The organism is Algoriphagus aurantiacus (genome assembly GCF_035156405.1).
Taxonomy (GTDB): domain Bacteria; phylum Bacteroidota; class Bacteroidia; order Cytophagales; family Cyclobacteriaceae; genus Algoriphagus; species Algoriphagus aurantiacus.
On record NZ_JAXRUT010000008.1, the window covers coordinates 35,984 to 54,376 of the forward strand.

34 protein-coding genes are annotated in these 18,393 nt (G+C 41.0%); all 34 read right to left on the reverse strand.

Annotation, left to right across the window (positions count from 1 at the left end; all coding sequences use genetic code 11):
• Positions 1-63: 63 nt before the first annotated feature.
• Complete coding sequence (gene rplQ, locus SYJ56_RS09835; RefSeq protein WP_323833891.1) at positions 64-612, reverse strand: 50S ribosomal protein L17; 549 nt, start codon at positions 610-612, stop codon at positions 64-66.
• A gap of 6 nt (positions 613-618) precedes the next feature.
• On the reverse strand, positions 619-1,608 hold the full coding sequence (locus SYJ56_RS09840) for a DNA-directed RNA polymerase subunit alpha (RefSeq protein ID WP_323833892.1): 990 nt from the start codon (positions 1,606-1,608) through the stop codon (positions 619-621).
• Between the two features lie 39 nt (positions 1,609-1,647).
• Entirely contained in the window at positions 1,648-2,253 is a 606-nt protein-coding gene (gene rpsD, locus SYJ56_RS09845) for a 30S ribosomal protein S4 (RefSeq protein WP_091692106.1), read from the reverse strand.
• A gap of 18 nt (positions 2,254-2,271) precedes the next feature.
• A complete protein-coding gene (gene rpsK, locus SYJ56_RS09850) occupies positions 2,272-2,670 on the reverse strand; it encodes a 30S ribosomal protein S11 (protein WP_057939435.1) in 399 nt (132 codons plus the stop codon).
• A 15-nt stretch (positions 2,671-2,685) separates the two neighbouring features.
• Positions 2,686-3,063 carry a 30S ribosomal protein S13 gene (gene rpsM / locus SYJ56_RS09855; RefSeq protein ID WP_323833893.1) on the reverse strand — a complete coding sequence of 126 codons (378 nt, stop codon included), beginning with the start codon at positions 3,061-3,063 and terminating at the stop codon, positions 2,686-2,688.
• A 3-nt stretch (positions 3,064-3,066) separates the two neighbouring features.
• On the reverse strand, positions 3,067-3,183 hold the full coding sequence (rpmJ, locus tag SYJ56_RS09860; RefSeq protein WP_075349342.1) for a 50S ribosomal protein L36: 117 nt from the start codon (positions 3,181-3,183) through the stop codon (positions 3,067-3,069).
• A gap of 7 nt (positions 3,184-3,190) precedes the next feature.
• On the reverse strand, positions 3,191-3,409 hold the full coding sequence (infA, locus tag SYJ56_RS09865; RefSeq protein WP_057939437.1) for a translation initiation factor IF-1: 219 nt from the start codon (positions 3,407-3,409) through the stop codon (positions 3,191-3,193).
• Between the two features lies 1 nt (position 3,410).
• A complete protein-coding gene (map, locus tag SYJ56_RS09870) occupies positions 3,411-4,184 on the reverse strand; it encodes a type I methionyl aminopeptidase (protein ID WP_323833894.1) in 774 nt (257 codons plus the stop codon).
• Positions 4,185-4,186: 2 nt separating this feature from the next.
• Positions 4,187-5,506, reverse strand: coding sequence for a preprotein translocase subunit SecY (gene secY / locus SYJ56_RS09875; protein WP_323833895.1), 1,320 nt, complete (start codon positions 5,504-5,506; stop codon positions 4,187-4,189).
• Positions 5,507-5,510: 4 nt separating this feature from the next.
• On the reverse strand, positions 5,511-5,957 hold the full coding sequence (gene rplO / locus SYJ56_RS09880) for a 50S ribosomal protein L15 (protein WP_323833896.1): 447 nt from the start codon (positions 5,955-5,957) through the stop codon (positions 5,511-5,513).
• 2 nt (positions 5,958-5,959) lie between these two features.
• Positions 5,960-6,139, reverse strand: a complete 180-nt coding sequence (gene rpmD, locus SYJ56_RS09885; protein ID WP_057939441.1) for a 50S ribosomal protein L30 — start codon at positions 6,137-6,139, stop codon at positions 5,960-5,962.
• A 5-nt stretch (positions 6,140-6,144) separates the two neighbouring features.
• Positions 6,145-6,663 (reverse strand): 30S ribosomal protein S5, encoded by a 519-nt coding sequence (rpsE, locus tag SYJ56_RS09890; protein WP_323833897.1) that lies wholly within the window; start codon positions 6,661-6,663, stop codon positions 6,145-6,147.
• A 6-nt stretch (positions 6,664-6,669) separates the two neighbouring features.
• On the reverse strand, positions 6,670-7,020 hold the full coding sequence (gene rplR / locus SYJ56_RS09895) for a 50S ribosomal protein L18 (protein WP_111611458.1): 351 nt from the start codon (positions 7,018-7,020) through the stop codon (positions 6,670-6,672).
• 6 nt (positions 7,021-7,026) lie between these two features.
• Positions 7,027-7,584, reverse strand: a complete 558-nt coding sequence (gene rplF, locus SYJ56_RS09900) for a 50S ribosomal protein L6 (protein ID WP_323833898.1) — start codon at positions 7,582-7,584, stop codon at positions 7,027-7,029.
• Between the two features lie 9 nt (positions 7,585-7,593).
• The gene (gene rpsH / locus SYJ56_RS09905; RefSeq protein WP_323833899.1) at positions 7,594-7,989 is read right to left on the reverse strand and encodes a 30S ribosomal protein S8; all 396 of its coding nucleotides are present in this window, start codon (positions 7,987-7,989) and stop codon (positions 7,594-7,596) included.
• A gap of 82 nt (positions 7,990-8,071) precedes the next feature.
• Positions 8,072-8,341 (reverse strand): 30S ribosomal protein S14, encoded by a 270-nt coding sequence (gene rpsN / locus SYJ56_RS09910; protein WP_086539683.1) that lies wholly within the window; start codon positions 8,339-8,341, stop codon positions 8,072-8,074.
• 2 nt (positions 8,342-8,343) lie between these two features.
• Entirely contained in the window at positions 8,344-8,904 is a 561-nt protein-coding gene (gene rplE / locus SYJ56_RS09915; protein WP_086539684.1) for a 50S ribosomal protein L5, read from the reverse strand.
• Entirely contained in the window at positions 8,897-9,241 is a 345-nt protein-coding gene (gene rplX / locus SYJ56_RS09920; RefSeq protein WP_323833900.1) for a 50S ribosomal protein L24, read from the reverse strand. Before rplX ends, rplE begins: the two co-directional genes overlap by 8 nt.
• A gap of 2 nt (positions 9,242-9,243) precedes the next feature.
• The gene (rplN, locus tag SYJ56_RS09925; protein WP_086500285.1) at positions 9,244-9,612 is read right to left on the reverse strand and encodes a 50S ribosomal protein L14; all 369 of its coding nucleotides are present in this window, start codon (positions 9,610-9,612) and stop codon (positions 9,244-9,246) included.
• 2 nt (positions 9,613-9,614) lie between these two features.
• The gene (gene rpsQ, locus SYJ56_RS09930; protein WP_323833901.1) at positions 9,615-9,878 is read right to left on the reverse strand and encodes a 30S ribosomal protein S17; all 264 of its coding nucleotides are present in this window, start codon (positions 9,876-9,878) and stop codon (positions 9,615-9,617) included.
• 18 nt (positions 9,879-9,896) lie between these two features.
• Positions 9,897-10,079, reverse strand: coding sequence for a 50S ribosomal protein L29 (gene rpmC / locus SYJ56_RS09935; protein ID WP_086500279.1), 183 nt, complete (start codon positions 10,077-10,079; stop codon positions 9,897-9,899).
• Between the two features lie 5 nt (positions 10,080-10,084).
• Positions 10,085-10,507 (reverse strand): 50S ribosomal protein L16, encoded by a 423-nt coding sequence (gene rplP, locus SYJ56_RS09940; RefSeq protein ID WP_086500277.1) that lies wholly within the window; start codon positions 10,505-10,507, stop codon positions 10,085-10,087.
• 23 nt (positions 10,508-10,530) lie between these two features.
• Positions 10,531-11,262, reverse strand: coding sequence for a 30S ribosomal protein S3 (gene rpsC / locus SYJ56_RS09945; protein WP_086500275.1), 732 nt, complete (start codon positions 11,260-11,262; stop codon positions 10,531-10,533).
• Between the two features lie 9 nt (positions 11,263-11,271).
• The gene (gene rplV / locus SYJ56_RS09950) at positions 11,272-11,664 is read right to left on the reverse strand and encodes a 50S ribosomal protein L22 (protein ID WP_323827118.1); all 393 of its coding nucleotides are present in this window, start codon (positions 11,662-11,664) and stop codon (positions 11,272-11,274) included.
• Between the two features lie 2 nt (positions 11,665-11,666).
• On the reverse strand, positions 11,667-11,945 hold the full coding sequence (gene rpsS / locus SYJ56_RS09955) for a 30S ribosomal protein S19 (RefSeq protein WP_057939455.1): 279 nt from the start codon (positions 11,943-11,945) through the stop codon (positions 11,667-11,669).
• 2 nt (positions 11,946-11,947) lie between these two features.
• On the reverse strand, positions 11,948-12,772 hold the full coding sequence (rplB, locus tag SYJ56_RS09960) for a 50S ribosomal protein L2 (protein ID WP_323833903.1): 825 nt from the start codon (positions 12,770-12,772) through the stop codon (positions 11,948-11,950).
• Positions 12,773-12,785: 13 nt separating this feature from the next.
• Entirely contained in the window at positions 12,786-13,073 is a 288-nt protein-coding gene (rplW, locus tag SYJ56_RS09965; RefSeq protein ID WP_086500264.1) for a 50S ribosomal protein L23, read from the reverse strand.
• Positions 13,074-13,077: 4 nt separating this feature from the next.
• Positions 13,078-13,707: a 50S ribosomal protein L4 gene (rplD, locus tag SYJ56_RS09970; protein WP_323833905.1), complete on the reverse strand. Its 630-nt coding sequence runs from the start codon at positions 13,705-13,707 to the stop codon at positions 13,078-13,080.
• A 3-nt stretch (positions 13,708-13,710) separates the two neighbouring features.
• Entirely contained in the window at positions 13,711-14,343 is a 633-nt protein-coding gene (gene rplC, locus SYJ56_RS09975; protein WP_323833907.1) for a 50S ribosomal protein L3, read from the reverse strand.
• A 236-nt stretch (positions 14,344-14,579) separates the two neighbouring features.
• Complete coding sequence (gene rpsJ / locus SYJ56_RS09980) at positions 14,580-14,885, reverse strand: 30S ribosomal protein S10 (RefSeq protein ID WP_008203035.1); 306 nt, start codon at positions 14,883-14,885, stop codon at positions 14,580-14,582.
• 12 nt (positions 14,886-14,897) lie between these two features.
• A complete protein-coding gene (gene fusA, locus SYJ56_RS09985) occupies positions 14,898-17,021 on the reverse strand; it encodes an elongation factor G (RefSeq protein ID WP_323833909.1) in 2,124 nt (707 codons plus the stop codon).
• Positions 17,022-17,026: 5 nt separating this feature from the next.
• The gene (gene rpsG, locus SYJ56_RS09990) at positions 17,027-17,494 is read right to left on the reverse strand and encodes a 30S ribosomal protein S7 (RefSeq protein WP_323833911.1); all 468 of its coding nucleotides are present in this window, start codon (positions 17,492-17,494) and stop codon (positions 17,027-17,029) included.
• 18 nt (positions 17,495-17,512) lie between these two features.
• Complete coding sequence (gene rpsL, locus SYJ56_RS09995; RefSeq protein WP_092894640.1) at positions 17,513-17,920, reverse strand: 30S ribosomal protein S12; 408 nt, start codon at positions 17,918-17,920, stop codon at positions 17,513-17,515.
• Positions 17,921-18,018: 98 nt separating this feature from the next.
• Positions 18,019-18,342 (reverse strand): DUF3467 domain-containing protein, encoded by a 324-nt coding sequence (locus SYJ56_RS10000; protein WP_323833913.1) that lies wholly within the window; start codon positions 18,340-18,342, stop codon positions 18,019-18,021.
• Positions 18,343-18,393: the final 51 nt, after the last annotated feature.

Sequence of the window (18,393 nt, forward strand, 5' to 3'; positions counted from 1 at the left end):
GGGTATAAAAAAAGGATTGAACAAATGTCCAATCCTTTCAATATCGTGAAGTCACTGATCAACTTATTTGTTATCAGTTTCTTCTTCCGCAGAATCTGCAGATGCTTCAGGAGCCTTAGGCTCTTCAGCAGCTTCTTCTTTAGCTGGAGCGACTTCTGCTTTTGCAGCATCATCAGAACTTGCTACTTTACCAGTACCTCTACGAGATCTTCTAGTAGTTTTCTTAGCAGGCTTGGAATCTTTCAACATCAATTCGTTGAAGTCAACCAACTCGATGATACACATTTCAGCGTTATCACCTAATCTGAATCCAGTTTTGATAATTCTGGTATATCCGCCTGGACGAGTAGCTACTTTAGCGATCACATCACCGAATAGTTCGATGATAGCTTCCTTATTTTTCAAATAAGCGAAAGCCATACGTCTATTGTGCGTAGTATCTTCTTTAGCTCTTGTCACTAGTGGCTCCAAGTACTTCTTCAATTCTTTTGCCTTGGCAAGCGTGGTTGAGATACGCTTGTGAAGAATCAGCGAAGTTGCCATATTAGAAAGCATTGCTTTTCTATGAGCGGCCTTCCTTCCAAGGTGGTTAAATTTCTTACCGTGTCTCATTATTATTTATTCTTCATCAAGTTTATACTTAGAAATATCCATCCCGAAGGTCAGGCTCTTTTCTTGGATAAGTTGCTCTAGTTCAGCTAGGGACTTTTTACCGAAGTTTCTGAATTTCATCATATCAGAAATTTCAAGCTTGGCTAGATCACCCAACGTCTTCACATCAGCAGCTTTTAGACAGTTGAACGCTCGAACCGAAAGGTCAAGGTCGCTCAAAGAAGTCTTAAGAAGCTTTCTCATATGCAAGAATTCTTCGTCAATTGGCTCCGGCTCCGCTATTCCTGTTGAATCAAGAACCATAGTCTGGTCAGAGAACAACATAAAGTGTTGGATAAGGATTTTGGCAGATTCCTGAAGGGCTTTCTCCGGGTGGATAGAACCGTCAGTAGAAACTTCCATGATCAACTTTTCGAAGTCAGTCTTCTGCTCTACTCGCGTGTTTTCCACACTGTATTTCACATTCTTGATAGGAGTGAATACAGCATCGATAGCGATAGTACCGAAGATTTGCTCTTTTGGTTTGGATTCTTCAGCTGGTAGATACCCTCTTCCCTTTTCCATCGTCAATTCGATCTCAAAGTTTTTGGTTTCGTCGATGTGACAAATAACCAACTCTGGGTTCAAGATTTCGAAAGAAGAAGTGAACTTAGCAATGTCCCCTGCAGTGAAAACAGATTGATTTTTAATCTCTACAGTGATTTTTCCGTCAAATGCCTCGTGGACCTTCTTGAATCTCACCTGCTTTAGGTTCAAAATAATATCTGTAACGTCTTCAACTACACCTTCGATGGTCGAAAACTCATGCACTACACCAGGTATCTTGATCGCAGTGATGGCATAACCTTCCAAGGAAGAAAGCAAAATTCTTCTCAGGGCGTTACCGATTGTAACTCCATAGCCTTTTTCGAGTGGTTTGAATGTGAATAAGCCATGAAAATCATCGGCTTTTTCCATTACCACTTTTTCGGGCATTTGAAATGCTAGTATGGACATATATCTCGTTCTTTTTTAAAAGCTGAAAATATTAAAATATTACTTAGAGTAAAGTTCGACAATGAGTTGCTCCTTAATATTCTCAGGAATATCATCTCTGCCCGGAACACTGACGAATTTGCCGGTCAATGAAGTGCCATCCCACTCTAACCAGGAATATTTATTAGCACCTCTACCTGCTAAGCTATTGGTGATTGCTTCTAGAGACTTAGATCTTTCTCTTACAGAAACTACATCACCTGGCTTAAGTGTAAACGAAGGAATGTTAACTACCTCACCGTTAACAAGCACATGCTTGTGAGAAACTAGTTGTCTAGCACCTCTTCTGGTTGGGGAGATTCCCATTCTATATACCGTGTTGTCCAATCTAGCTTCTAGAAGCTGAAGAAGGTTTTCCCCGGTGATTCCAGTTTTTCTGGAAGCAATATCAAACATCTTAGCGAATTGTCTTTCCAATACACCATAGATGTATTTTGCTTTTTGCTTTTCAGCAAGCTGGATTGCGTATTCAGACTGCTTTTTTCTTCTACCTCTTCCATGCATGCCAGGAGGGTAGTTTTTCTTTGCAAGTGCTTTGCTATGTCCTTCTATAGCTTCGCCAAATTTTCTGGCAATTTTTGCTTTAGGACCTGTATATCTAGCCATTGTATTACAATTTTATGATTAAACTCTTCTACGCTTAGGAGGACGACAGCCATTATGTGGCATTGGAGTCACATCGATGATCGTAGTCACGTCCAATCCTACATTTTGCAATGTTCTGATCGCAGATTCACGACCAGATCCTGGACCTTTTACAAATACTTCGATTTTTCTCAAACCTAAGTCATATGCTACCTGCCCACAGTTCTGAGCGGCCATCTGTGCTGCGTAAGGAGTATTTTTCTTAGAACCTCTGAATCCCATTTTACCGGCAGAGGCCCAAGATATTACTTGACCTGCATTGTTGGTAAGAGAGATAATGATGTTGTTGAAGGATGCTCTAATGTGAGCTTGACCTACAGCTTCTACCTTTACTACTCTTTTTTTACCTTTTGCTTTATCGTTTCTTTTCTGAGCCATAATCTAAATCAGGTTTTATTTAGTTGCTTTTTTCTTGTTAGCAACTGTTTTTCTCTTACCCTTCCGTGTTCTGGCGTTGTTCTTGGTATGCTGACCACGAACTGGAAGTCCTTTTCTGTGTCTCAAACCTCTATAGCAACCGATATCTTGTAGTCGCTTAATGTTCAATTGGACCTCTGACTTTAATACACCTTCGGTTCTGAACTCTTCAGTGATAATGTTACGGATAGCGGTTGACTCATCGTCATCCCACTCACCTGCTTTTTTATCGAAAGAGATACCGGCCTTGGTCAGGATAGCTTTGGCTGCACTGTTACCTATTCCGAAGATATAGGTAAGTCCGATTACGCCACGCTTATTGTCTGGTATGTCTACACCTGCAATTCTAGCCATAATTTAACCTTGTCTTTGTTTAAACTTAGGATTCTTCTTGTTGATAACATACAAAACTCCCTTTCTACGGATTAACTTGCAGTCAACACTTCTTTTTTTGATGGATGTTTTTACTTTCATCTCAGTCTTATTTATATCGATATACAATTCTGCCTTTACTCAAATCATAGGGAGACAGTTCCAATTTAACTCGATCACCAGGAAGGATCTTTATATAATTCATCCTCATCTTACCAGATATGTGGGCTATCAGCTGATGCCCATTCTCTAGTTCCACTTTGAACATCGCATTAGACAATGCTTCCTTGATGGTACCGTCTTGCTCTATTGATGTTTGCTTGGCCATATTAGAATTTAAAATTCTCTTCTATGTATTTATGAGAGGTTAACACCTCTGTTCTATCTTCAAATATCGCTACTGTATGCTCATAATGTGCTGAAGGTTTTCTATCCGCTGTGCGTATAGTCCATCCGTCTCGCTCTTGGACAATATTTCGTGTCCCTAAGTTAATCATGGGCTCTATGGCGATCACCATTCCTTCTTTCAGTAAAGGACCGCTACCTTTCTTTCCATAATTGGGAACTTCAGGTGCTTCATGTAGATTTTTACCTAATCCATGTCCGACAAGCTCTCTGACTACAGTGTAGCCTTTGGCTTCTACAAACTTCTGGATGGCGTTGCCCACATCACCTATTCTTTTCCCAAAGACAGCTTGCTCAATTCCAATGTAAAGTGAATCTTTGGTGGCTTTTAATAATGCTTTTACAGCAGGAGAGACCTCACCAATAGGGTACGTATAAGCGGAATCGCTATGAAAACCTTGGTGAAAGACTCCACAATCTACTGAGATTATATCGCCATCTTTCAATTCATATTCACTGGGAAAACCATGTACAACTACTTCATTTACAGAAATACATAGTGAAGAAGGAAATCCATTGTAGCCCTTGAATGAAGGAACTCCATTATGATCCCTGATAAACTCCTCAGCAATTTTGTCTAGAAAAGAGGTCTTTACCCCTTCCTTGATATGTTTCGCTACTTCCCCATGGGCTCTTGCTAGTATATCGGCACTTTCTTTTATTAACTTAACTTCCTCAGAAGTCTTGTAATTAATCATCTTTAAGCAACTTGGTAATTAGAAGGATTATTCTTCACATTACCGCTTTTCATCATGCCTTCATAGTGTCTCATCAACAAATAGCTCTCAATCTGTCTCAGTGTATCCATGATAACCCCTACCATAATAAGTAAAGAAGTACCACCATAGAACTGCGCAAATTCATTACCAACTCCCGATATAATCGCCAGAGCAGGAAGAATAGCTACTGCTGCAAGGAGAATAGAACCCGGAAGTGTGATCTTAGAAATAATTCCGTCAATAAATTCCGAAGTAGGAGCTCCTGGCTTGATGCCTGGAACAAATCCTCCATTTCTCTTCATGTCTTCAGCTATCTGCTCAGGATTAACCGTGATGGCAGTGTAGAAGAAGGTGAACAGAATGATCATCGCAGCGAAAAGCAAATTATATTGCCAAGAAGTAAAATCACTGAATGTAGCGCCTATGTAGTTTGCAATGTCGTTCTCTGAAGCCCATATCTGAGCAATCAAAGCGGGTACGAACATTAAAGACTGAGCAAAGATAATGGGCATAACACCAGAAGCATTTACCTTGATAGGTATATACTGTCTTTGTCCTCCATAAACTTTACCCCCTACAACCTGCTTGGCGTACTGAACAGGAATTCTTCTTGTTGCTTCAGTCAAAGCAATTACTCCAACAACTACGAAGAACAAAACAGCGGCTTCAATCAGAAGTAGCAACATGCCTGAAGTACCTTTCTCTAGTCCTTCAGCGATTAACGCACCTGGGAATCTAGATATGATACCAATCATAATTAGCATAGAGATACCATTACCAATGCCTTTTTCGGTGATTTTCTCTCCCAGCCACATGCAGAACATGGTCCCTGCGGAAAGTAAAACCAAAGAACTAAACATAAACAAGGTAGGATCAATCATCACAGCACCTGTTGGCATAATAGTAGCGGAAACATATCCAATACCTTGTGCAATAGTGATCAAGATGGTTAATACCCGAGTGATCTGGTTGATTCTCTTCCTTCCAGATTCACCCTCTTTTTGCATTTTCTGAAAATACGGTACTCCGACAGTCAATAACTGCAACACAATGGAAGCAGAGATATATGGCATAATGCCCAGACCGAAGATAGATGCATTACTGAACGCTCCACCGAGGAAAGTATCGATCAATCCAAAAATTCCTTCTGGAGCGTCACCCAAAAGAGAAGGGTCAACACCAGGAAGAACTATGAACGACCCCAGTCTGAATATGATCAGAAACCCGACCGTATTCATGATTCTAACTCTAAGGTCTTCGATAGAGAAAATGTTCTTAACTGTCGAAATAAACTTTTTCATTAAATTAAATTGCGTTTACCGTTCCACCCGCTTTCTCGATAGCTGCTGCCGCAGATGCCGAAAATTTATGGGCAGTTACGTCTAATTTGGATTTCAATTCACCCCCACCGAGGATTTTGATTTTGTCATTCTTAGAAGCAATACCATGAGAAACCATAGTTTCCATGTTGACTACTTCAAGATTGTATTGCTCGGCAAGACCTTGCAATGTATCCAAATTTACTGGTTTGAACTCAACTCTGTTCAAGCTTTTAAAACCAAATTTAGGAACTCTTCTCTGAAGGGGCATTTGACCACCTTCAAAACCTAATTTAGACTTATAACCTGATCTTGATTTAGCTCCTTTGTGACCTCTTGTAGAAGTCCCACCTCTACCTGAACCTGTACCTCTACCAATTCTCTTACGATTTTTGGTAGATCCTTCAGCTGGTGTTAATGTATGCAGTTTCATAATTAAGCTTCTTCCACTTTTACAAGGTGATTAACTTTATTTACCATACCTGCAATCTGCGGCGTGTTCTCTACGGTCACGGATTTGCTGATACGACCAAGACCTAAAGCTGTGATAGTTGCTTTTTGATCTTTTGGTCTATCAATGGTACTTTTGGTTTGCGTGATTTTGATCTTAGCCATGATAATTATCCGTTAAATACTTTAGACATTTTAACGCCTCTCTGTTGTGAAACAGCGATGGCATCTCTTAGCTGAGTCAAAGCTTCAATAGTAGCTTTTACCACGTTGTGCGGATTAGATGATCCTTTGGATTTTGCCAATACGTCTGTAACGCCAGCACTTTCCAAAACTGCACGCATTGCACCACCTGCGATAACGCCTGTACCTGCTGCTGCCGGTTTGATCAAAACAAATCCTCCACCGTATTTTCCAATCTGCTCATGAGGGATAGTACCCTTCAAAATTGGTACTTTCACCAAGTTTTTCTTTGCGTCTTCGATACCCTTAGTGATTGCATCTGTTACTTCGTTGGCTTTACCCAATCCGTAACCTACAACACCTTGGCCATCTCCTACTACAACTATTGCTGAAAAAGAGAATCTTCTACCGCCTTTTACCACTTTGGCAACTCGGTTGATAGCTACTACTTTTTCCTTTAAATCTGTATCTGTTGCCCTGATAGGCTTTCTTCTTAGTTGAGACATAGCTTATTAAAATTTAAGGCCTCCTTCTCTGGCACCATCTGCCAAAGCTTTCACATTCCCATGATACAAGTAGCCATTTCTGTCAAATACTACGGAATCTACTCCGTTTGCAACAGCTCTTTCAGCAAGTTTTTTACCTACTTCTTTGGAAACTGATACATTGGCGTTAGCCTTAGCTCCCAATTCTTTGGAAGAAGCTTGTGCCACAGTCTGACCTTTAAGGTCATCGATAAGCTGAGCGTATATGCCAGTATTACTTTTGAAAACTGACAAACGAGGTCTGGAATCAGTACCAGAAATCTTTCTTCTGATACCCTGCTTGATTCTAAGTCTTCTGGAATTCTTATTAAATGCCATAACCTATTATTTTTTAGCGGCAGTTTTACCAGCCTTACGTCTAACTTGTTCACCAACGAAGCGCACACCTTTTCCTTTGTAAGGTTCAACCTTACGAAGAGATCTGATTTTTGCAGCAACTTGTCCAATCAATTCTTTATCTATCGATTCTAAGGTAATGATTGGATTCTTACCTTTTGCAGTCTCAGCTTTAAGAGCAACCTCATCAGGAAGCAGCATAAAGATATTGTGAGAGTAACCAAGATTCAATTCAAGAATCTGACCCTGGTTAGACGCCTTGAAACCTACACCCACAAGCTCCAAATCTTTCTTGTAACCTTCAGAAACACCAATCACCATATTGTTGATTAGTGATCTATAAAGACCGTGGATAGACTTGTGTCTCTTGGAATCGGTAGGTCTTGCAACAACGATTTCATTGTTCTCTACTTTCACCTGAATATCGGGATTCACATCCTGAGTCAGAGTACCCTTTGGACCTTTAACAGTCACAGTTCCATGAGCTGTGACGTCTACAGTAACACCGCTGGGTATATTTATTGGTTTTTTACCTATTCTAGACATGATAGTAAATTAGTATACGTAGCAAAGAACTTCTCCACCTACACCCTCAACACGGGCTTCTTTGTCTGTCATCACACCTTTAGAGGTGGAAACGATTGCTATTCCGAGCCCGTTGATTACTCTTGGAAGCTCCGTATGTTTCACATATTTTCTCAAACCTGGCGTACTAACTCTCTTAAGGCTTACAATCGCGTTTTGCTTTGTGACAGGATTGAATTTCAGAGCAATTTTGATTGATCCCTGAGGACCGTTTTCTTCAAACTTGTAATTCTGAATGTATCCTTTGTCGTGCAATACTTTTGTAATCTCTTTCTTGATGTTAGAAGCAGGTATTTCTACGATTCGGTGAGATGCCTTGATGGCGTTTCTCAACCTAGTCAGATAATCAGCTATTGGATCAGTCATTGTATTTTATAGTCTAGCTACACCCGTTTTGGGCGTGCAAAGTTACGAATTGATTTTTATAATAAAAACTACTGTCGTTATTTTACCAGCTGGACTTTGTCACTCCAGGGATTTTGCCTGCTGAGGCCATTTCTCTGAAGGTTACCCTGTTGATACCAAATTTTCTCATATAGCCTTTAGGGCGACCAGTTAATTTACATCTATTGTGAAGTCTAACTGGAGACGCGTTCTTAGGCAATTTATCAAGAGCTTCATAATCACCTGCTGCTTTCAGCGCGGCTCTTTTATCAGCATACTTGGCTACCAGACGCTCTCTTTTTCTCTCACGAGCTTTGATTGACTCTTTTGCCATAACTATTCTTCTTTAGTTTTTTTAACGAAAGGCATTCCGAAAGCCTTAAACAATTCTAAACTCTCTTCATCTGTTTTAGCAGAAGTCACAAAAGTGATGTCCATACCAGAGATTCTGTTGACTTTCTCGATGCTGATCTCAGGGAAGATGATTTGCTCTTGCACACCTAGTGTGTAATTGCCTCTTCCGTCAAAACCTTTATCAGAAATACCTTTGAAATCTCTAACACGTGGAAGTGCGATAGTAATAAGACGATCAAGGAATTCATACATTGTCTGACCTCTCAAAGTAACTTTAGCTCCGATAGGCATTCCTTCTCTCAACTTAAAGTTGGAAACAGAAGTCTTTGCAATAGTAGAAACAGCTCTCTGACCAGTGATCAAAGAAAGCTCTTCTACACCTTGATCTACCAATTTCTTGTCTGCTACAGCTGCACCAATACCTTTGTTAAGAACAATTTTCTCCAACTTAGGTACTTGCATTACTGAAGAGTATTGGAATTTCTCTTTTAAAGCAGGGACGATTTCGTCCACATATTTTTGCTTGATTCTTGGATTAGCCATTGATCACCTCCCCAGTTTTCTTAGAGTATCTTACTAATTTACCATTTTCACCAGCTTTGCGACCTGTTCTAGTGGCTTCACCAGTTTTAGGATCTACAAGTTTCAGGTTACTAATATGGATAGAAGCTTCTTTCTTGTCGATACCACCCTGAGGCTTCGCTGCTGTAGGCTTCACGTGCTTAGTGATCATATTAAGACCCTCTACGATTGCTCTATTTTTTAGCTTATCTACGGAAAGTACTTTTCCAGTTTTGCCTTTGTCATCACCTGCGATCACATTTACAGTGTCACCGGTTTTGATATGAAGCTTTGTTTGCTTGTTCATTTTTCTTTCCATGATTACAATACTTCAGGAGCCAATGAAACGATTTTCATAAACTGCTTCTCTCGCAACTCTCGAGCCACTGGGCCGAAGATACGCGTGCCTCTAGGCTCGTCGTTGTTGTTCAATAACACAGCTGCGTTATCCTCGAAACGAATATAAGAACCGTCTTTTCTTCTTATTTCTTTACGAGTTCGCACGATAACCGCTCTTGACACGGTACCTTTTTTCATGCTGCTGGAAGATAAAGCCGATTTTACTGTCACAACGACTTTGTCGCCGATGGAAGCATATCGCTTTTTGGTTCCTCCCAATACGCGGATCACTAGTACCTCTTTGGCACCAGAGTTATCCGCTACGCTTAGTCTTGATTCTTGTTGGATCATAATTACTTAGCCCTTTCAATAATTTCAACTACTCTCCAACGCTTGTTCTTACTCAGCGGACGAGTTTCGCTTATTTTCACGAGGTCACCTGGGTTACACTCGTTGTTCTCGTCATGAGCCATAAATTTGGTTGTTTTGGCAACAAACTTACCGTACATAGCGTGCTTTACGCGACGTTCTACTGCTACGGTGATGGACTTGTCCATCTTGTTACTTACCACCTTACCAACTCTTTCTTTTCGAAGATTTCTCTCTATCGTAGCCATATTCTTTTTGTTAGCTAGTTATTTGGCAGCCAATGCAGTCTTTAATCTTGCGATAAAGCGCTTGGTCTCGCGGATTCTGTTAGGATTCTCTATAGGAGATATCGAGTGCGCAAACCTAAGTTTGGTTAGATTCTCCTGCTCAGCGACAAGTCGCTCGGCGATTTCACTGTTTGAAAGTGAATTGATTTCAGTATTTTTCATAGTGCTTATAATTCAGCGTAATCTCTACGAACAACAAATCTGGTACTTACAGGTAGCTTTTGCTGTGCAAGTCTCAACGCCTCCTGAGCTGTCTCCAGGCTAACGCCTGTAGCTTCGAAAAGGATCGTACCTGGTTTGATAACGGCCACCCAATATTCTGGAGCACCTTTACCTTTACCCATACGAACCTCAGCGGGCTTTTTAGTGATAGGCTTGTCAGGGAAAATTCTGATCCAAACCTGTCCTTCTCTTTTCATTGCTCTCGTCATTGCGATACGAGCTGCCTCGATCTGACGGGATGTGATCCATCCTGGCTCAAGGGACTTGATGCCAAAGTTGCCAAAAGAAAGCGTATGCCCTCTTTGTGCAATGCCTTTGACACGGCCCTTTTGCATTTTCCTATATTTAGTTCTTTTTGGCTGTAACATGAGTTCTCACTTATGGGTGAAAATTAGTTATTTCTTTTTCTTCGTCTTGGACCATCATTTCTCTTAGGGCCAGCATTACGAGCGCCTTTTGGCTCATTAGCTGCTCCTTGATTAGGAGAAAGGTCTCTTTTACCGTACACTTCACCTTTGAAGATCCAAACTTTGATCCCGATCAATCCATAAACCGTAAGGGCTTCGGAAAGCGCGTAATCAATATCTGCTCTCAAGGTGTGAAGAGGAATTCTTCCTTCTTTGTACATTTCAGAACGGGCCATTTCGGCTCCGCCTAGACGTCCAGAAAGTTTAACTTTAATTCCTTCCGCTCCCACTCTCATGGATGCTGCAATAGCTTGCTTCATAGCTCTTCTGAAAGAAATTCTTGCCTGAAGCTGCTGAGCGATTGATTCACCTACCAATTTCGCATCCAATTCAGGACGCTTGATCTCGAAGATATTAATCTGAATATCCTTATTGGTGATATTCTTAAGTTCTTCTTTCAGTTTATCTACTTCGGCTCCACCTTTACCAATTACAACACCTGGTCGGGCAGTATGTATCGTAAGAGTGATTCTCTTGAGCGTACGCTCGATAATCACTTTAGAAATACCTCCCTTAGGAATTCTGGCAAGGACGTACTTACGGATCTTTTGATCTTCGTATAGTTTTTCAGCGAAGTCTTTCCCACCATACCAGTTGGAATCCCAGCCTTTGACTACACCAAGTCTAAATCCTATTGGGTTGATCTTTTGTCCCATAGTCTGTTCTTAATTTGCCTTTTCGTTTGTTTCTACTACATCAGCGGTAACTGCCTGATCGTTGAAAGAATCAACTACTAGGGTTACATGATTTGATCTCTTGCGGATTCTGTGACCTCTACCTTGAGGAGCTGGTCTTAATCTCTTAAGCATTCTACCTTCATCTACCATTACAGTTTTGATGAAAAGGTCAGCCTCTTCCAGTTTGGCGTCAGGATTTTTCGCTTGCCAGTTGGCTACAGCGGAAAGCAACAACTTCTCAAGTCGAATTGCTCCATGGTTAGGAGTAAATTTCAATATGCTAAGTGCCAATCCTACTCTCTTGCCTCTGACAAGGTCAGCCACAAGGCGCATCTTACGCGGAGATGTAGGGACATTATTTAATTTTGCTAATGCTTCCATGATTATCTCTTTCCTTTATCTTTTTTGGCAATGTGGCCTCTGAAATTTCTGGTAGGAGCAAATTCACCTAGCTTATGACCTACCATGTTGTCTGTTACAAATACCGGAATGAATTTATTCCCATTATGCACAGCGAAGGTATGTCCTACGAAATCCGGAGAAATCATTGATTTTCTTGACCAAGTCTTGATTACCGATTTCTTTCCTGATTCGTTCTGAGCATCCACTTTCTTTACAAGATGGTGCTCGATATAAGGACCTTTTTTTAATGAACGTGCCATAATTATTTAGATCTTTTGCTTACGATGAACTTGTTTGAATACTTCTTAGGAGATCTTGTTTTCTTGCCTTTAGACAATAGACCTTTTCTAGATCTAGGGTGTCCTCCAGAAGAACGACCTTCACCACCACCCATTGGGTGATCTACTGGGTTCATCGCAACACCTCTTACACGAGGTCTTGATCCAAGCCATCTTTTACGACCGGCTTTACCCAATACTACGTTCATGTGATCACCATTGGAAACAGTTCCGATAGTTGCCATGCACGTATTTAGTATAAGTCTCATCTCACCAGATGGAAGTTTTACAGTCACGTACTTCCCATCACGGGCTACGATCTGCGCATAACCTCCAGCACTTCTTACCATTGCGGCACCTTTACCTGGCTTCAATTCCAAGCAGTGTACAATTGTACCCATTGGAATATTAACCACTGGCATCGCGTTGCCCACTTCTGGAGCAACTTGCTCACCGGAAATCACTGTCTGTCCTACTGACAAACCTTCCGGGGCGATAATGTAGGCCTTAGCACCATCTGCATAATATAGTAGGGCGAGACGTGCCGTTCTGTTTGGATCATACTCAATAGCTTTCACTACTGCTGGTACACCGAACTTGTTTCTTTTGAAGTCTACAAGACGTAGTCTTCTCTTATGACCACCGCCAATATTGCGGACAGTCATTTTGCCTTCATTGTTTCGTCCACCTGACTTCTTGATAGGAGCAAGAAGAGATTTTTCCGGCTTTGACTTAGTAATCTCGTCAAATGCTGGAGCTACTCTGAATCTTGTCCCTGGAGTTACAGGCTTCAACTTTTTAATTGCCATGATATAGATTCAATTAAATTTCTCCGTAAAAATCAATAACTTCACCATCGGCTACTTGCACGATTGCTTTTTTGAAAGCATTGGTAAAGCCTGAAACCACTTTAGCTTTGGTGTATCTAGATTTATGCTTTGCAGCATATCTTATGGTTCTGATAGAAACCACTTTCACACCAAACGTTTTTTCTACAGCATGTTTGATTTCCGGTTTCTTCGCAGTTTTTTCCACGATGAATCCATAAACGCCTCTTTCGTTCATGGCAGAAATCTTTTCTGTAATTAAAGGCTGCTTTAGAATATCCATTGTCTTATTTCGATAAAATGGTTTCCAACTTACTGATAGAACCTTCACAGATCACTAGGTGATCAGCATTAAGAACTTGGTAAGTATTTACATCATTTACAGTCACAACTTTTGCCTTAGGCAAGTTTCTGCTGGAAAGGAATACGTTAATATTCTCCTCAGGAAGTACTAGTAACGTCTTCTTATCTCCAAGAGACAAACCGTTAAGCAATGCCATGTAGCTCTTAGTTTTTGGAGAGTCAAATGAAATGCTTTCCAATACTGACAGGCTGTTATCTTTCACTTTATAAGTAAGTGCAGATTTTCTGGCTAGTTGTTTTACCTTTTTATTCAATTTGAAAGAATAGTCTCTTGGCTGTGGGCCAAATACTCTTCCTCCTCCTCGGAATAGTGGCGACTTGATAGATCCAGCACGTGCACTACCAGTGCCCTTTTGCTTTTTGATCTTACGAGTAGAGCCAGCTATCTCATTTCTCTCTTTAGACTTGTGCGTACCTTGTCTTTGGTTAGCCAAGTACTGCTTTACATCAAGGTAGATCGCGTGATCGTTAGGTTCGATTGCGAAGATCTCATCAGACAAGCTGATTTTTCTACCTGTGTCTTCTCCTTTTTGATTAATTACTGCTAATTCCATGGCTTACTTCTCTAGAATAACGAAAGAATTTTTAGGACCAGGTACAGAACCAGAAACCAATAGTAGGTTTTTGTCAGCGTAGATTTTCAACACTCGAAGGTTGACTACCTTTACTCTGTCTCCGCCCATTCTACCAGCCATTCTCATTCCTTTGAAAACTCTGGATGGCCAAGAACATGCACCAATTGAACCTGGGTGCCTGCCTCTGTTATGCTGACCGTGAGTTTGTCCACCCACACCAGCAAAACCATGACGTTTTACTACACCCTGGAATCCTTTACCTTTTGAAGTTCCGATAGCATCTACGAAGTCACCTTCGATAAATACTTCACCAGCCTTCACAGTAGCTCCTAGATTTACCTGGCCTTCAAACTCGACCCGGAATTCTCTGAACTCAACAACTTTGTGCTTTGGTGTTGTACCAGCCTTTTTAAAATGACCGATCAATGGTTTTGGCGTATTTTTCTCTTTACGCTCACCATAAGCCAACTGCACGGCGTTGTACCCGTCTGTTTCAACGTTTTTTACTTGCGTAACTACACAAGGACCAGCTTCTATTAGCGTGCATGCGACGTTACGTCCATCGGCACTGAAAATGCTAGTCATTCCTACTTTTCTACCTATTATACCAGACATCTTTTATAAGATAATATAATAACCCACAAGCATTTATCTGCTGGGGCTCCTTTTAAAGGACTGCAAAGTTACTGAAATTAAATTCTGCAACAAATCCGAAATCCTAAATTTTAAATGAATTACAAAATATTTCTGTTGTGAATCAGGCATTTATAGCTGTCTGTTCACTCACAGAGCATTTTATAAAAAAAAGCCTGCTTCGAAAAGCAGGCTTTATGTATATTAATCCAGACCGATCAAACTTTGATTTCTACATCTACTCCACTTGGAAGTTCGATTTTCATCAAAGCATCCACAGTTTTGGAAGAGTTAGAATAGATATCAACCAATCTCTTGTATGTACAAAGCTGGTACTGATCTCTGGCTTTTTTACTTACGTGTGGAGACTTCAACACAGTGAATTTCTCCTTCTTAGTAGGCAATGGAATTGGGCCTACTACTACTGCGCCAGTGGCTTTCACTGCCTTTACAATCTTCTCTGATGACTTATCCACCAGGCTGTGATCGTATGATTTTAGTTTTATTCTGATTTTCTGATTCATCGCAAATATTATTTAGTCCTTCTGACCTTTTACTGTAGCAATTACACCTTCGGCAATGTTGTTAGGCACTGACTCATAGTGAGAGAATGTCAATGAAGCTGTAGCTCTACCAGACGTAATCGTTCTAAGGTCAGTAATGTAACCAAACAACTCAGACAATGGTACTGAAGCTTTGATTACAGAAGAAGTACCTTTGGTATCCATTCCTTTCATCAAACCTCTTCTTCTGTTCAAGTCACCGGTGATTGGTCCAGTGTACTCATCAGGAGAAACTACATCTACTGCCATGATAGGCTCAAGTAACTGAGGCTTACATCTTTTAGCAGCTTCTTTGAAACCAAGTCTAGCTGCCAATTCGAAAGAAAGGGCATCTGAATCGACGTCGTGGAATGAACCATGGTACAATCTAACTTTCATTGACTCAATAGGATATCCAGCCAATGGACCGTTTTTCATTGATTCAGCAAAACCCTTCTGAATAGAAGGAATGAATTCCTTAGGAATCACACCACCTACAATAGCGTTCACAAAGTCAAGTCCTGGCTTGATCTCACCTGTTTCAGGATCTGGATCCTTAGGGCCAAGTTCGAATGAAATATCCGCAAATTTACCCTTTCCACCTGTTTGCTTCTTGTAAACCTCTTTGTGTTCAATAGAACCAAATAAAGCTTCTTTGTAAGCTACCTGAGGAGCACCTTGGTTGATTTCAACCTTGAACTCTCTCTTCATACGATCGATGATGATATCCAAGTGAAGCTCACCCATACCTCTCAAAATAGTCTGACCAGTTTCGTGATCAGTATTTACTACAAGTGTAGGATCTTCTTCTACCAGTTTGGCAATTGCCATACCTAGCTTATCAACGTCAGCTTGAGTCTTAGGCTCGATAGCATAACCAATTACTGGCTCAGGGAATACCATTGATTCCAATACTACCTTACGCTTTTCGTCGCAAAGTGTATCTCCAGTCTTGATATCCTTAAAGCCTACCACTGCACCAATATCTCCAGCTCTTAAGCTGTCAATTTGGTTTTGCTTGTTAGCATGCATTTGGAAAACTCTTGAGATACGCTCTTTATTTCCAGAGCGGCTATTGAATACATAAGAACCGGAATTCAAGATTCCTGAATAAGCTCTTACGAAACAAAGGCGACCTACAAATGGATCAGTTGCGATTTTGAATGCAAGACCTGCAAACGGCTCAGTCTCGTCAGGAGAGATTCTTACATCTACTTCCTCGTCGTCTATATCATGAGCAATGATATCGTCCTTGTCCATTGGAGAAGGAAGCAATTCCATTACTAGATCAAGCATAGTCTGAACACCTTTGTTCTTGAATGAAGATCCACATACCATTGGTACGATCTTCATGTCAATCACAGCTTTTCTCAAAGCTGTAAGGATTTCCTGCTCTGTGATAGAATCAGAATCATCAAAGAATTTCTCCATTAAAGACTCGTCATAATCCGCAACTGCCTCCAGCAAATACTCTCTGTACTCAGCTACTTCCTCAAGCATATCTTCAGGAATCGGAACTTCTTCGAAAGTCATTCCGAAGTCATCCTCATTCCATACGATAGCTCTGTTGTTGATCAAATCAACAACTCCACGGAATCTATCTTCTGCACCAATAGGAAGTTGCAACGGAACAGCGTGGCTGCCTAGCATCTCCTTAACCTGCTTACAAACCTCCAAGAAGTTTGCACCGGCACGGTCCATTTTATTTACGAAGCCAATACGGGCAACTTTATAGTTATCCGCAAGTCTCCAATTGGTCTCTGACTGTGGCTCCACGCCATCTACAGCACTGAACAAAAACACCAATCCATCGAGAACACGAAGTGATCTGTTTACCTCTACAGTAAAATCAACGTGACCGGGAGTATCGATGATGTTGATCTGGTATTTTTTCTCTCTGTAATTCCAAAAAACGGTAGTCGCAGCGGAAGTAATAGTAATACCTCTTTCCTGCTCCTGAGCCATCCAGTCCATGGTAGCTGCTCCGTCGTGAACCTCACCTATTTTGTGAGATACGCCTGAATAAAAAAGTATTCGCTCTGTCGTAGTTGTTTTACCTGCATCAATGTGCGCGGCAATACCAATATTTCTGGTAAGTGTTAAATCTCTTTTAGCCATATTGATTAAAATCTAAAGTGAGAGAATGCTTTGTTGGCTTCTGCCATTCTGTGCGTATCATCTTTCTTCTTCACACCGGCGCCTTCGCCTTTGGAAGCAGCGATAATTTCGCCGGCAAGTCTGTCCATCATTGTTTTCTCTCCTCTTCTTCTGGCATAGCTGATCATCCATTTCATTCCTAAGGCAATCTTTCTGTCAGGTCTGACTTCCATTGGAACCTGGAATGTAGCACCACCAACTCTACGACTCTTCACCTCTACGGATGGAGAAATATTGTTTAGCGCTTTTTTCCAAACTTCAAGACCATTCTCACCTACTTTGGATTCTACCTTTTCTACTGCATCGTAGAAAATTCTGTAAGCAATACTCTTCTTCCCATCTACCATTAGATTGTTCACAAACCTAGTCACTAGGGTATCATTGAACTTTGGATCAGGAAGAATATATCTCTTCTTTGGTTTCGCTTTTCTCATTTTTTCTAAATGTTATTATTATTTTTTCTTCGCCGGAGCTGCAGCACCTTTGCCTGCCTTCGGTCTTTTAGCACCATACTTAGAGCGACCCTGCTTACGGTCTTTTACTCCTGCGGTATCTAGTGCACCTCGGATGATGTGATATCTCACACCTGGTAGATCTTTCACACGACCACCTCTGATCAAGACGATCGAGTGCTCTTGTAAATTGTGACCTTCTCCAGGAATGTAAGCATTCACTTCTTTTCCGTTTGTCAATCTCACCCTCGCCACTTTTCTCATTGCAGAGTTTGGCTTCTTAGGGGTTGTAGTGTATACTCTGGTACAAACTCCTCTTCGCTGTGGACATGCATCCAAAGCTCTTGATTTTGATTTCGTCTCCAGTGTAGTTCTACCTTTTCGTACTAACTGTTGAATAGTAGGCATTAACTGATAAAATTTAGTTTTCCCGTAAACTGTTAAATTTTGGACTGCAAAGGTAAACAAACTAATAAGAGTAACAAAGCTAAGCAGTTATATTTTTATTAGGCTTCTCCCGGTGTTCCGAAACTAATCGGAAACTGAGGTGCTCCTCCTGACTGATTGATTTTGCCAAAGGCTGCTTCGTATTTCTCTATATTATCTTTGAGTGCAGAAAGCAATCGCTTGGCATGGTCTGGAGTCACAATAATCCTAGACTTCACTTTCGCCTTTGGCACCCCTGGCATCAAGCGAATGAAGTCAATCACAAATTCTGAATTAGAATGCGCGATCATCGCCAAATTGGAATAAACACCTTCAGCCACTTCTTCTGAAAGCTCCACATTGATCTGTTGATCGCCTTTTTTTGGTCCGTTGTCGTCTTGCATGATTTATATAGATTAAAAAAGGCCTGTTGTGAAACAGGCCTTTTGAATTAA